The following is a 13,838-nucleotide window of genomic DNA, read 5'->3' on the forward strand; positions in this document are numbered from 1 at the left end:
CGTGGCCCTGGCCGCGATGCTCTACCGGGACACGTCGTAGCGAGATGAGGCCATGCGGCCGGGTGGCGCGTGGCGGGGCGGACGATCAGGTTCCCGTCGTGGCCTCGCGCAGGTCAGCGCCCGGCGCCGGCCAGCAGGCCCGACAGGACGATCTCCAACTCCTCGCGGTGCGTGCTCTCCAGGACGGGCTCCGCCGCCTCGGGGGCGCCCGTGTGCCGCAGGGGCCGTGCGGCGGGCGCGCGCACCCGGCCGACGGGCTGCTCGCCCTGTGGCCGCACCTGCTCCGGGACCGTGGGCACGGCCAGCCTGCCGACCGTGTAGTGCCAGATGACGCGGTAGCCGTCGACGGCCGCGTCCAGGCTGAGCCCGCACTCGACGCAGGAGTCGATCACCGCCTCCACGACCCACAGCGCCGAGACCGTCATCAGGTCGTCCGCCGTGAGGACTTCGGCGATCCAGGGGCAGCCCACGAACATGTCGTGCAGCACCTCGGCGGTGACGAGGAGCCGCTCGCGGGGGTCCTCGGGCAGCTCGGGGCGGGGGAAGTGCTGGGCCCGCTCCTCCAGGAGCAGCAGCAGGAGTTCGTCCTTGTCCTGCACGTAGTAGTAGAGGGCCATCGGCGTGCTGGACAGCTCGCGCGCCAGGCGGCGCATCGTCAGCCGGCCGGGTCCCTCCTCCTCCAGGACGCGGTGGGCCGCCTGGAGGAGTGCGTCCTTGGACAGGCGGGGCGGACGGCCGACTCGGCCGGCGCGTGGCGATACGGGCTGCATCGCGCCATCCTCCCATCAGGAGGCGGGGCGAGGGGCGAGAGGGCCTTACGGGCAACGGGAGTACGCACATGGGCGTACGCGCGCGCCGCCCGCGTCTGGACACCTGCGCCCACGGCATCCAGAGGAAGCACAGATCCTCGTCAGAAGCGCGCAGCATGATGGGCCGGGCACGCCGCAGCAGGCGGCCCGATGGTGGGAGTCCCCAGTGGAGAGCGTCGTCCAGTGCGCAGTGGACACCATTCGCGAGCGGTACAGCGAGCCCCTGACCCTAGATGACCTTGCCGACGCGGCCCTGGTGAGCAAGTTTCACTTCCTGCGCGTCTTCAGCCGCGTGGTGGGGGTGACGCCGGGGAGGTATCTGAGCGCCGTCCGACTGTACGAGGCGAAGCGGCTGTTGAGAGCGACGAAGCTGACCGTCGCGGACGTGTCGGAGCGGGTGGGCTACGGCAGTCCGGGCAGCTTCGCGCGCCGCTTCACCGAGGCCGTCGGCATGTCGCCCACCCAGTATCGGCGCCTGGGCCACGGGGAGTTGCCCCTGCACGGGCAGGGCCCGGCGAAGGGCGGCTCCGCCGGGCGGAACTCGCTGTCGGGCAGGGTGCTGGCCGACGGAGGACCGGCCGGGGTGATCTACGTCGGCGCCTTCGACAGCCCGATCCTCCAGGGGCATCCGCGCGCCTGGACGGCCCTGCGGGGCCCCGGTGACTTCGTGTTGAACGGTGTGCCGTCCGGGAGTTGGTACGTCCACGCCCTCGCCCGCGGGCCCGAGGCGTCCGGGATGCCGGACGACGTGGAGGGCGCCGTCATGACGGACGCCGTGGGGCCCGTGACCGTGGGCGCGCCGGGCTGCGGTGACGTGGAACTGACGCTGCGCGCGCCGTGTTGGCGATGTCCGCCCGTGCTGTCCGCCCTGCCGTTCGTGGGACAGCCGCTGTCGGCCGCGAGCTGACCCCGACGGGCGCCCGGCGCCCCGCGATGCGGCGGCGACGCGCCAACTCCCGCTTCCTGAGGCGGTCTTCGTCGTGCGTCGCCAAGGCCCGCCCATGGGACCGGAGGGTGGCTCACTGGTCTCCATATCATTGCGACCGCCGTTGTTGTACGTGTATAAATACGTGGCGGGGGACGGTAGCCGCTGCGTATCGACGTATTGAAGACAAGATCGACCTGGCTCCACGCGGCTCCTGCGGAGCCGTCGGCAGGTGTCCGGCAGCGCTACGGACGACGCGCGCCGAGTTCTCCCACCTGCTGGGTCGCCGCGCCCTCCGGTACAGGACAGCCGCACACGACGGCTGCCGTCCCGGAGGGCTTTCGCGCCAGAGAGCCACATCCGAGGAGGAGGAGTCGTGGTCACGATGGAGGATGTCCAGACCCGTACCACCTCAGGGGTGCCACCGTGTCCGACGCGCGGCGGGGAACGGCTGTAGCCGTCCGCTGAACGCCTCACCGGCCGGAGCGCGCGTCGCCGTGCGCGCCGACATTCGGGGACGTCGCCGAACGGGACGTCACCCGACGGGCGGGGAGCGTCCAGGCGCACGGCTCGAACGTTCGGTACCCAGAGGAACAAGAGGTAGGGATGTCACGGAAGAGTGAGCCGCGCCGCATTCCCGGGAGCACCGTCCGGACGGTCCGGGCCTGGACCATGGCAGCGCTCAAGGGAGAGGTCTGCGAGCTCATGGGCGTGCGCGACGACCAGGTCGGGGACACGTCGAACCTCTTCGAACTCGGCCTGGAGTCCCTGAAATTGATGAGACTGGCCCGTGCCCTCGCGCGGTCCGGTGCCCCGGTGACGTACGCCGAGCTCGCCCGGGACCCACGGCTGACCGCCTGGCACGCGCTGCTCGACCGCGACACCGAACCCCCGGAGCCCGACGAGGACGACGGGGCGGAGCCGGTGGGCGGGGCCGCCTCCCCTGCCCCCGGCGCCGCGCAGGCACAGGCCTGGAGCGACCCTCACCACCCCTTCGCCCTGACGCCGGTGCAGCAGGCCTACTGGGTCGGCCGCGGCGACGACAGGTCGCTGGGCGGTGTCGGCTGCCACGTCTACCTGGAGGTCGACAGCCCGCCGCTGGAACCGGAACGCCTCGAACGCGCGGTGCGCGCCCTGCACGCCCGCCACCCCATGCTCCGCGTCCACTTCACCGAGTGGGGCACCCAACGCGTCGCCGACACCTCGGTCTGGGCGGGCCTGACGGTCTACGACCACCGCAGGCAGCCCTGGGAGGCGGTCGACAAAGCGGTGCTCAACATCCGCACCGCGCTCTCGCACCGGCGCCTGGAGGTGGCCCGCGGGGAGGTCTTCGACGTCCAGTTGAGCAGGCTGCCCGACGGGATCGACCGCATCCACCTCAACCTGGATCTGCTCGCCTGCGACATCCAGGGCATCCGGCTGTTCCTCGCCGATCTCGCCGCCCTCTACGAAGCGGACGCGCCCACCGCGCTCGCCCCCCTCACGTACACCTTCGCGCAGTACCTCGCCGATCGCGCGGCCGACCGCTCCGAGGAACGCGCCCGCGGCAGGGAGCACTGGCGGCGCCGGCTCCCCGAACTGCCCGGCGGCCCCGGGCTCCCGCTGGCGGTCGAGCCCGACGACGTGGTCAGACCCCGCTTCGTACGGCGCACCCACGAACTCACCTGGCGGGAGTGGGCCACCCTCAGGGTCCGCGCCTCGGAACACGGGATCACGCCCGCCGCGCTGCTCGCCACCGCCTTCGCCGAGATCCTCGGACGGTGGAGCGACCACCAGCACTTCCTGCTCAACGTTCCCATCAGCGACCGCGACCAGTCCGCGCACCCCGAGGCCGACCGCGTCATCGGCGACTTCACGGGCCTGGTGCTCCTTGAGGTCGACCTGACACGCGGCGCCGGGTTCACGCAGCGCGCGCGAGCCGTCCAGCACCGGCTGCACGAGGACATCGGCCACGCGGCGTACACCGGCATCGACGTCCTGCGCGACATGATCCGGGCGGACGGCGAGTCGCCGCGCGCCGCACCCGTCGTCTTCACCTGCAACACCGAGGCCCCGCTCGTGCCCGACGCGTTCGCCGAGCGCTTCGGCGAACTCACCTGGATGGTGTCCCAGATCCCGCAGGTCTGGCTCAGCTCCCAGGCGTACGGGACGCGCGAGGGCGGTGTCCTGCTCGCCTGGGACGCGGTGGAGGAACTGTTCCCCGACGGCCTGCTGGACGCCATGATGTCCGCCCAGGCCGCCCTGCTGCGCGAACTCGCCGCGGCGGACTGGAGCACCCCGCCCCCCGTCGCACTGCCCGCACCCCAGCGGGAACGCCGTACGGACACCGGCGCGGCCCCCCGCGGCGACCGCGCCCGGCTGCTCCACCAGACCTTCTTCGAGCGGTCCCGGGAGCGCGCCGACTGCCCGGCGCTGCTCTGGGGCGCGGACGGCGCGCTGTCCCACCGGGATCTCGCGGGCCAGGCGCTGCGCATCGCCCGCTCGCTGCGCGAGTGGGGCGTCGCGCGGGGCGACACGGTGGTCGTCACGGCTCCCTCCGGACCCGAGCAGATCGCGGCCGTCCTCGGTGTGCTCGCGGCGGGCGGCACCTATGTGGCCACCGGCGTCGGCACACCCCCCGACCGTCAGGAGTGGATCACCCGCACGAGCGGCGCGCGGCTGATCCTGGACGGCACCGGAACCGGCACCGCCACGAGCGCCGGCGCACCGCCCGTGCCGCCGCACGTCGAGGTGCTTCCGGTGCGCGACGCCCTGCTGTCCGAACCGCTCGACGCGCCGGTGCCCGCCGACCCCGACGACATCGCGTACGCCGCCTTCGCCCTCGGCACCACGGGAACGCCACGGCTGGTCGAGGTCACGCACCGCGCGGCGGTCGACACCGTGGACGACATCGGCGGCCACTTCGACATCGGCCCGTGCGACCGCGTGCTCGCCGTCTCGGCGCCCGACTCCGACCTCGCCGTCTGGGACCTGTTCGGCCCGCTCACCGAGGGCGGGGCGCTGGTCCTGGTCGGCGAGGCGGACCGGCGGGACGCCTTCGCCTGGCTCGCGCTGTGCGAACGCCACGGCGTGACGGTGTGGAACAGCGTGCCCGCCCTGATGGACGTGCTGCTCGCCGTCGCCGAATCGGAGGGGCTGCCCCGCTCCCTGCGCCTGGCGCTCCTGTCCGGCGACTGGCGGGGCGCCGACCTGGAGCGGTGGCTGCGGGCCGCCCCGCACGGCCGCTGCCGGTTCGCCGGCCTCGGCGGCGTCGCGGAGACCGTGATCTGGGCCAACACGTACGAGATGCGCTTCGTGCCGTCGCAATGGCGCGCGGTGCCGTACATCGAGCCGCTGCCCAGCCAGAGATTCCGCGTGGTGGATCCGCAGGGCAGGGACTGCCCCGACTGGGTTCCCGGTGAACTCTGGGTCGGCGGCGGCGGGTTGGCGCTGCGCTACCGCGACGACCCGGCGCTGACCGCCGAGCGGTTCTGCGAGGTGGCGGGCGAACGCTGGTTCCGCTCGGGCGGCATGGGCCGCTACTGGCCCGACGGCGGCCTGGAGTTCCTCGGCCGGATGGGACAGCAGGTCAGGATCGACGGGATGCCCGTCGAGCTGGACGAGATCGAGGCGGCGCTCCAGGAGCATCCGCAGGTAGCGCGCTCGGTCGTGGTGCCGGTCGGCGAGCGGCGCCGCGAACTGGTCGCGGCCGTCGTCCGGCCCAAGCCGCTCACCGGGGTACGCGCGGCGGCCGACACGGGCCGCACACGCGCCCGGGCAGGCGAGTGCGCCGCCCTGTCCCTGGAGCACGCGCTGACCGAGACCGTCCTCGCCTCCCACGTCGCCGACCACCTCAGGGACCACCCGGGGCCGCTGGTCCTCCGGTCGCTGCCGGTCGCCGACGACCGCCGCCCCCAGATCGCCCTCTGGCTCGACTACCTCACCGAGCGCGGCGTCCTGCGGGCGGTCGGCGAGAAGCTGACCGTGGGGCCCCGCTGGGCCGAGGTGCGCGACGGCGGGCGTGCGGAGCGGCTCCGGCAGGAGCTGCGCGACAGCCCGCTGGAGCGGACGGCGCAGGCGTGGTCGCGGGCGCTTCCCCTGCTGCGGGCCGTGCTCGCGGGCGAGGCGTCGCCCGCCGAGTTGTACGAAGACCCCGAGCTGTCCCCCGAGCCGCTGTGCACGGCGCTGGACGGGACGCGCGCGTGCATCGCGGCCGTCTCGCGCGACCTGGCGGCCGTGGCCGAACGGCGGCTCGCGCCGCTCACCGTCGCCGAGTGGGCGGGCATGACCGGCCGGGGCGCCGTGCGCCTGCTGGAACACCTTCCGCCCGGAGCGGTCGACTTCACCCTTCTGGACCCCTCGGCGGCGCACCTGGCCGAGGCGGAGGCGCGGCTGGCGTGCACCGGGCACGCGGCGAAGGCGTTCCGCCAGGACGCCTCGCGCGTCACGGAGGGCCAACTGCACCGCTACGACGCCGTGGTGGTGAACGACGTCATCAGCCGCACCCCGCACCCCCAGGCCACCGCGGCCGCGCTCAGCATGGTGCTCAAGCCGGGCGGCCGGCTGCATCTCCTGACGCGCGTCGCCGCCTCCCCGCTGGCGCTGCTCACCGGCGCCTCGTCCCCCGAACCGCTCGCGCCCGCCGGAGTGGCGGAGTGGGCGGAGGTGCTGGCCCGCGCGGGCCTCGCCGAGGTCACGGTGGCCAGGGAGGAGCCGGACGGGGTGGTGCTCGTCCAGGCCGTCAGGACCGGCGCCCACGGATACCTCGACCCGCTCGCGCTCCGGGGCTGGCTGGCGGACCGGCTCCCCACGCACATGATCCCGGGCACGATCGTGGGTCTGCCGATGCTGAGCCTCACCCGCAACCGGGAGATGGACCGCCGCCGCGTGCGCCAGCTCCTCGCGGGCTCCGCGGGCCAGGCGCAGGCGCACGGCGACCCGCCGCGCGGGGTGCTGGAGCGGTCGGTCGCCGCCCTGTGGACGCAGACCCTGGGCGTGCCGGTGACGGGACGCGACACGGACTTCTTCCTGCACGGGGGCGACAGCCTGCTGGCCGCCCGGCTCACCCTGGCCGTCCGGCGCCGGATGGGTGTCGAGCTGACGATGCCGGAGTTGCTGCGCGTCCCCACGGTCGCCGCGATGAGCGAGCTGATCGAGGCGCGGCGCGGCGGGGAGCCGGGTGCCGGACACGAGGCAGAAGAACACGAGGAGTTCGGGAAAGGATCCCTGTGAGCCGTACTGTCGAACCGTCGACGCGCCGTGCCGTCCGTGGTCCCGCCGCACCCGTACCGAGCCTGCGCGGCTTCGCCCCGCGCGCCGGAGCCCCGGTGCGGCTCGTCTGCTTCCCGCACGCCGGGGGATCGGCGGGCACCTTCCGCACCTGGGCGGTCGATGCCCCGGCCGACGTCGAGGTGTACGCCGTCCAGTACCCGGGGCGCGGTGACCGCTTCCACGAGGGCGCGGCGGACAGCATGGCCGGCCTCGTCGGTCCGGTCGCCGCCGACCTGCTGCGGCCCGAGTCCGGGGTTCCGCCCAGGTCCCTGGTGCTGTTCGGGCACAGCCTGGGCGCCATCGCCGCGTACGAGACGGCCCGGTCGCTCGTCGCCCGGGGGCAGGCCCCCGCCGCCCTGATCGTCTCGGGCCACCCGGCCCCCGCCCTGGCGCGCGGCGACACGGTCCATCTGGGCACGGACGCCGAACTCCTTGCCGATCTGCGGCGGTTGGGCGGCACTGCGGCCGAACTCCTGGACGACGAGGACCTGATGGAGGTCATGCTGCCGACGATCAGGCGCGACTACCAGGTCATCGAGACCTACCGATGGGCTCCGGGACCGAGGCTGCCGATGCCGGTCACCGCGCTCTACGGCGACCGGGACGAGGAGGTGCTGGCCGACGAGGCCGCGGCCTGGCGCGAGGTGACGGACGGGGATTGCGCGACGGTCGCCTTCCCAGGTGCCCACTTCTATCTGGAGGAGCAGAGCGGGGCCGTCCTTGACCACGTGGTGTCCCGGGCCCGCGACGCGGTGCGGGGCGGTCAGCCCGACGCGGGGGCGTCCGGCCGGTAGGCGGCCAGTAGCGCGCCGACGACGGCTTCGAGGCCTTGCCGGTGGGTGCTCCGGGCGACGAGGTCCGGCCAGCGGTCGGCGACCGCGGTGAGCCGGGGGTGCTGCTCGGGGGACGCCTCGGCGATGGCCGAGACGGCCCGGCCGGCGCGTCCCTTCTTCGTGCGCAGTCGCTCCCGGGCCTGGAAGGCCATCAACTCACCGGCGGTGTAACGCCAGATGAGCTGCTGCGCCTTGGTGGCCTGCTCCGGGGGCAGGCCGCATGCGGCGGCGGCCTCCGTGATGCGGTCGGTGATCCAGGAGACCGCCACGGCCAGCAGGTCGGGGGAGGTGAGGATCTCGGAGAGGAACGCGGCCTCGGACAGGAGGTCGTAGAGCAGCTGGGAGGCCGCGACGAGCCGCTCGACCGGCTCTTCGGGAAGCTCGGGGCGGGGGTAGGACCGTGCCTTCTTCGCCAGGAGGAGGATCAGCAACTCGTCCTTGTCGCGCACGTGGTGGTAGAGCGCCATCGGCGTGATGGACAGGCTCCGTGCCAGGCGCCGCATCGACAGGCTCTCGTGGCCCTCCTCGTCGAGGATCCGCTGCGCGGCATCGATGATCACTTGTTGGGACAGGGCCGAGGCGCCGCCGCCCTTTCCGCGCGGTGATGCCGGTGTTCGCATCCCGTTCTCCCGTTCCCTCATGACCGCGGGCCGGTCGTCGGCCGTCGATGTGCTCGTGCTGGTCACAAGCATATGGAGCGGTAGGGCAGTTGCTCCCCGTGCTGTCGAGGCCGGGCTTCGTGACCCTGCGAGGGCCCCGTCCCGATGCGGGGCAACTTGGGAGAGTGACATGCACAGGGTGACCGGCTAGCGTTATCTTACGCGTACAACCTACACGTACAAAAAGCCCTGGAGGCGCAGTGGACTTGGAGCGTGTGAGCAAAGGAAAGGTGCTGCTGGCCGTCGCGTTAGCCCAGTTCCTGGTCATGCTCGTGATGTCGATCGTCAACGTGGCGCTGCCCGCCATCCAGACCGGCCTCGACTTCGACCCGGCCCAGCTCCAATGGGTCGTCAACTCCTACGCGTTGACGTTCGGCGGTCTGCTCCTGCTCGGTGGCCGCGCCGCCGATGTGTTCGGTCAGCGCCGCCTTCTCGTGGGCGGCACCCTGCTCTTCGCCGTCGCCTCGCTGGCGGGCGGACTGGCCCAGAACGACGTGCAGTTGCTCGTGGCGCGGGTGCTTCAGGGCGCCGGGGCCGCGGCCATGGCACCGGCGGCCCTGGCCCTGCTGACGACCACGCATCGCGAAGGGGCCGAGCGCACCAAGGCGTTCGGCGTGTACGCGGCCGTCTCCGCCGTGGGCGGCACCTTCGGCGTGCTGCTCGGCGGGCTGCTCACGGAGTACCTCGGCTGGCGCTGGATCATGCTGGTCAACGTGCCGATGGCGCTGGTGGTCGTCGGGCTGTCGATGCGTCACGTCCCGGCCGGGATCGTCGGGGCCCGGCGCCGGCTCGACGTGCTCGGGGGCATCCTCGCCACCCTCGGTGTCAGCCTCCTCGTGTTCGGCGTGGTCCGCACGACCGACCATGCCTGGACCTCGGGCACGACGCTCGGCACGCTCGCCGGGGCCGTGCTCCTGATCCTCGCCTTCGTCGCCGTCGAGAGCCGGGCCACGTCCGACCCGCTGCTGCGGCTCGGCCTGCTGGCCAAGCGGAGCGTGGGCGGGGCCAACGTCTTCATGCTCTTCCTGTGCGCGGGGCAGTTCGCCGCCTTCTACTTCATCGCGCTCTATCTCCAGCAGGTGCTCGACATGAAGCCCGCCGTGGCGGGCACGGCGTTCCTGCCTTTCTGTTTCGGGGTGATCGCCGGGACCGTGGTGTCCACCCGGCTCGTCTCGAAGCTGGGTATCCGGTCGCTGCTGGTGCCCGGTGGCCTGATCGGCGCGGCCGGCTTCGGCTGGTTCGCGACGCTCGATGTGTCGGGCAGTTTCGCGGTGGACGTGCTGGGGCCCTCCCTGATCGCCGGCTTCGGGATCGGCGTGTGCTTCGTCCCGCTCACCGGTGCGGCCACCGGAGGCCTCCCGCCGCACGAGGCCGGGATGGCGTCCGCGCTCCTCAACAGCTCGCGGCAGATCGGCGGGGCCATCGGCCTCGCGGCCGTGGTGACTCTGCAGACGCAGCGGACCAACTCCCGCCTGGCGGCGGGGGATTCGTTGAAGGAGGCGATGACCAGCGGTTTCTCGCTGGGACTCGCCATCTCTGGGGGCATCCTCGTCGTCGCGGCGCTGACCGCCGTGTTCATCCTGCCGTCCGCGCGCCGCGCGGCCGCGTCGGAACCCACGAAGGGTGTGGCCGAGGGGGCCCGACGGGACGACGCCCCGGCGCGGGCCGAGGCGACGGACGTACGACGCTGAGCGCCGGGGTCGGCCCCCCCCGCGCCCGGCGCGCGATGCCCGGTCGTCCGCGGCCGGGCTTTCGGGCTCTGTCAAGAGTGGCTCCGCCGCGCATCGTGAAGCGGATGGTGCGTGAATTGGTCAGCCGCCGTGAGTAGTTCACGATTAAACAATGAAAAGAGGAGGAAGATATTGAGGTGAGAGCAAACGATCCGGTATGTTGAACATTGATTCGAGCAACTCCACTTTCAGTTCATGGAGTTGGTTCGCGTCCGCCGCGTCGAGCTTTAGCTGATGCGCAAGGAACCGCAGGTCGCGCTCGTGTCAATAACGCCCGCAATTTTCTGCGGCCGGACTTGGTTCGATGGGGTTCGGCGGTGGGTTGAAAAATACCTAATAGGTTATGGTTCGACGGAAACGCGCTAGCTGTCCGCTTCCGGCGTGCGAGAAGATGGGCTCGCTCGGAAGCGGATTTTGGCTGACTGTCCGCCGTACGCGTCGGGAGCGCGTCGGCTTCTCGCCATGCTCAAGTGGGACGCGGGGGAATTCCTGATGGACTGTGTGCCCTGGTCAACTCTGTTGTGTTGCCGTAAGTGTGAGGTGGGTCACCGCGTCGGCGGGGCGTCCGCCGATTGGCCGAGACTTTTCGCCCGGCGCCACCGGAACCGGCCGTCGCGCGGCCCCGAGCGGGCCCGCGGCGCATCGCCGTTCGCGCGCAAGAAGAGCTGCCCGAGCTGGCGGCCGCCCATCACGTCGGCCGTGCCGGTCACGTCGGCCGTGCCGGTCACGTCGGCCGTCATCGGGCGTGCCCGGAGCTTCCCGCCCTTGCCGTAGGGCCTTTCCCGAGGTCGTGGACCCCCCTGGTCCCCACCCCTTCACTCTCTCGCCGTCCGATCCCCTCGGCACGGCGTGCCCTGCGTATCCCCCAGCTGCGACAGGAGGAGTCCGCCATGAGCGAGCCCGGACGCGTGAACGCGTCGCCGTGCCGCCCGGCGCCGCACCTCCTCGGCGGTCGCACGGGCCCCGGCGAGGCCCAAGGGGAACGAGGGCCTCCCCTCGTACCCGGAGAGTCGCGGCCGGGCAGCGGGGCAGGTGCGCGCCGGCCGGCGGAGGAACGCTGAGGGGCACCCGGGGAGAGCCGCACGGCATCTCTGATCACCCGGTGCGGCCATGGAGACCCCCGCACCTCCCGGACACACCGCGCCGTCGGCGCCGGGCCCGGGACGCAGTGCGCAGCGGGCGTTGCCTGTCCAATGACTCGACCATGGGGAGCGGGAGACGAGTGCAGGTGAGGGATGGAGACCTGTCTCTGCAACTGCTGGGGCCGATACGAGCCCGGCGCGGAGCCGAAGAGGTGGTACTGGGTCCCCCCAAGCAGCGCGCCGTGCTCGGTTTGCTAGCGAGCCGGGTGAACGAGGTCGTGGGCGTCGAGCAGGTCGTCGATGCCGTGTGGGGTGCCGACGTACCGCAGACGGCGGTCAACGGCGTGCACACCTATGTCGCGGGGCTGCGCAGGGTGCTGGAGCCGGGGCGCGACCGTCGCGCCGCCGGCGGAGTGGTGGCTTCCATGGGCGGCGGCTACCTCCTGCGCATGGCGGAGGACTCCATCGACGCCGCCGTGTTCGTGCGGGCGCACACGGAGGCCCGCAGGCTGCGGGCCGACGGTGATCTGGCGGGCGCGGTGGCGCAGTTGGACACCGCGCTCGGGCTGTGGCGCGGCGACGCGTACGCTGGGATCCCCGGGCCGTTCGCCGACATCGAGCGGACCCGGCTCAGGGAACTGCGGCTGACCGCCGTCGAGGAGTGGTCGGCCGACATGCTGCAGATGGGCCGCCCCTCCGAGGCCGTCGCCGTCCTCTCCGAGGCGCTGGTGGCGGAGCAGCTGCGCGAGCGGCTGCGGTGGCTGCTCATGCTCGCCCTCTACCGCTGCGGCCGGCAGGTGCAGGCGCTCTCGGTGTACCAGGAGACCCGGCAGATCCTTCAGGACGAGCTCGGCATCGAGCCCGGCGGCGAACTGCGCCAGCTGCACGCGCAGATCCTCGCCGGCGACCCCGGGGTGGGCACGGGTGACAGCGCCACCACCGGGCCCGAGACGCTCACGACGACGGCCAGGACCCCGCCGCAGCCCGCCCCGCTGCCGGTCCCGGACGAGGCGCTGCCCCGGGACACGCCCAGACCGGCCCAACTGCCCAGCGGTGCGCGCGGGTTCGTGGGCCGGAGCGCCGAACTGGCCTCGCTGCGGGCGATCGTGGTGCCGGACGGGAGCGCGTGCGGGACCGACACCACCACGTGCACCGTGGTGATCGAGGGGCCGGTGGGCGTCGGCAAGACGGAACTCGCCCTGCGCCTCGCCCACGAGGTGGCCGATCATTACCGCGACGGCCAGCTCTTCGTCGACCTGAGCGGGACCCACCCCCAGGAGGTGCCGCTCACCTCGCACGAGGCGCTGGGGCTGCTCCTGGGCAGCCTGGGCGTCGAGGAATCGCGGATCCCGGCGAGTCTCGCCGCGCGGACCGCGCTCTACCGCAGCCTGCTCTTCGGCCGCCGGATGCTCCTCGTGCTCGACGACGCCCTGAACCCCGAGCAGCTGCGCCCGCTCATCCCGCGCGGCCCCTCCTGCGTCCTGGTCACCAGCAGGCACCACCGGCAGAGCAGCCTGGCGGCCAGGGAGGGCGCGCACCGCGTCCGGCTCGGACCGCTGGCGCCGGCGGAGTCGGCCGAACTCGTCACCTGCCTCGTCGGCCGGGAACGGACGGCCGGGCAGGAGCAGGCCGTCGCCCAGCTCGCGCGGACGTGCGGGCAGTTGCCGCTGGCGCTGCGGATCGCCTCGGAGGTCCTCGCGGCGAACCCGTCCATCTCCGTGGCGATGCAGGCGGCGCGGTACGCGGTGGAGCGAGGGCGCCTGGAGCACACGGGGCAGGAGGACGACGCGACGGTCAGCCTGCGGACGACGTTCCAGGCGATGTACCGGTCCCTGCCCCTCGACGCGGCCCGAATGTTCCGGTTACTGGGGCAGTATCACGCCGCGGTGGTGACCGTCTCGGCGGCGGCGTCCCTGACGGGCCTCAGCTGGGACGAGGCCCGCAAGCAGCTGGAGACGCTGGCCGACAGCCATCTGCTGGAGGAGACGGGACTGCACCTGTACAGGTTCCACGGCCTGGTCGCTTTCTGCGCCGCCGAATGCGCGCAGGAGGTGGGTACCCATCCGGAGACCGTGCGGAGAGTCGCCAGGGAGGAGGGAACACACTGGCTGGGCGTACCGCAACAGGCGATTCTGTATCCGGTGGCAGGGGGCCACGGCGGAGAGCGCCGTGCAGCGGGCGGTGTCCGTCGTACGCCGGCGATACAGCGAACCGTCGACTCCTGACGGCCCCGCGGACGCGGCCTCGCCCTCACCGGGGGCGTCGGCGTGCCGCGGCGCGGAAGCGGTGGGCATGGCGCCCATCCGGTAGCGCAGGTCCGAAGTCGGTGCCGCGCTCTTCGCGGACATCGGCGGCATGGGGCGGAGCGGCACGGGACCGCACGGCCCCCTCGCGGGCCGGGTGCCCGCGGACGGCCCGGCCGCGGGACCGGCGGGACCGGTGCAGGTGGCAACGGGCGCGAGCGCGCGCTGTCCGCGACCGACCGTGCGCCGCCCGGACGGGCGCCGCTCGCCGCTGCCCTCCGCGTCGCCCTGCCTGGTGGAGCGGCCA

The 13,838-nt window shown here is 73.0% G+C and carries 8 protein-coding genes; 5 read left to right on the top strand and 3 right to left on the bottom strand.

The window, feature by feature from the left end; all coding sequences use genetic code 11:
• Positions 1–113 precede the first annotated feature (113 nt).
• Positions 114–770 carry a TetR family transcriptional regulator gene (locus tag AB0L89_RS06385; protein ID WP_365135178.1) on the bottom strand — a complete coding sequence of 219 codons (657 nt, stop codon included), beginning with the start codon at positions 768–770 and terminating at the stop codon, positions 114–116.
• Positions 771–999: 229 nt separating this feature from the next.
• Between AB0L89_RS06385 and AB0L89_RS06390 the strand changes: the two genes are divergently transcribed.
• The 3 genes from AB0L89_RS06390 (at position 1,000) to AB0L89_RS06400 (ending at position 7,778) form a co-directional block, all read left to right on the top strand.
• Positions 1,000–1,716, top strand: a complete 717-nt coding sequence (locus AB0L89_RS06390) for a helix-turn-helix transcriptional regulator (protein ID WP_365135181.1) — start codon at positions 1,000–1,002, stop codon at positions 1,714–1,716.
• A gap of 690 nt (positions 1,717–2,406) precedes the next feature.
• A complete protein-coding gene (locus AB0L89_RS06395; protein WP_365135183.1) occupies positions 2,407–6,945 on the top strand; it encodes an AMP-binding protein in 4,539 nt (1,512 codons plus the stop codon).
• Entirely contained in the window at positions 6,942–7,778 is an 837-nt protein-coding gene (locus AB0L89_RS06400; RefSeq protein WP_365135186.1) for an alpha/beta fold hydrolase, read from the top strand. The genes AB0L89_RS06395 and AB0L89_RS06400 overlap by 4 nt, the downstream gene beginning before the upstream one ends.
• Here AB0L89_RS06400 and AB0L89_RS06405 read toward each other — a convergent pair.
• Entirely contained in the window at positions 7,748–8,437 is a 690-nt protein-coding gene (locus tag AB0L89_RS06405) for a helix-turn-helix domain-containing protein (protein ID WP_365135189.1), read from the bottom strand. The two genes, AB0L89_RS06400 and AB0L89_RS06405, sit on opposite strands and share 31 nt — an antisense overlap.
• A gap of 254 nt (positions 8,438–8,691) precedes the next feature.
• On the opposite strand from AB0L89_RS06405, the gene AB0L89_RS06410 reads away from it, so the two are divergent.
• Positions 8,692–10,167 carry a DHA2 family efflux MFS transporter permease subunit gene (locus AB0L89_RS06410; RefSeq protein ID WP_365135192.1) on the top strand — a complete coding sequence of 492 codons (1,476 nt, stop codon included), beginning with the start codon at positions 8,692–8,694 and terminating at the stop codon, positions 10,165–10,167.
• A 584-nt stretch (positions 10,168–10,751) separates the two neighbouring features.
• On the opposite strand, the gene AB0L89_RS06415 is transcribed toward AB0L89_RS06410, so the two are convergent.
• Complete coding sequence (locus AB0L89_RS06415) at positions 10,752–10,946, bottom strand: hypothetical protein (RefSeq protein ID WP_365135195.1); 195 nt, start codon at positions 10,944–10,946, stop codon at positions 10,752–10,754.
• Between the two features lie 464 nt (positions 10,947–11,410).
• On the opposite strand from AB0L89_RS06415, the gene AB0L89_RS06420 reads away from it, so the two are divergent.
• Positions 11,411–13,513: a BTAD domain-containing putative transcriptional regulator gene (locus AB0L89_RS06420; protein WP_365135198.1), complete on the top strand. Its 2,103-nt coding sequence runs from the start codon at positions 11,411–11,413 to the stop codon at positions 13,511–13,513.
• Positions 13,514–13,838 lie beyond the last annotated feature (325 nt).

It is taken from the genome of Streptomyces sp. NPDC052114 (assembly GCF_040680155.1).
Lineage (GTDB): Bacteria > Actinomycetota > Actinomycetes > Streptomycetales > Streptomycetaceae > Streptomyces.

Bases quoted from the DNA above. Each gene is read 5' to 3' on its own strand.
- AB0L89_RS06415 (WP_365135195.1), bottom strand. From the start codon at position 10,946: ATGACGGCCGACGTGACCGGCACGGCCGACGTGACCGGCACGGCCGAC.
- AB0L89_RS06385 (WP_365135178.1), bottom strand. From the start codon at position 770: ATGCAGCCCGTATCGCCACGCGCCGGCCGAGTCGGCCGTCCGCCCCGC.
- AB0L89_RS06420 (WP_365135198.1), top strand. From the start codon at position 11,411: ATGGGGAGCGGGAGACGAGTGCAGGTGAGGGATGGAGACCTGTCTCTG.
- AB0L89_RS06395 (WP_365135183.1), top strand. From the start codon at position 2,407: ATGGCAGCGCTCAAGGGAGAGGTCTGCGAGCTCATGGGCGTGCGCGAC.
- AB0L89_RS06405 (WP_365135189.1), bottom strand. From the start codon at position 8,437: ATGCGAACACCGGCATCACCGCGCGGAAAGGGCGGCGGCGCCTCGGCC.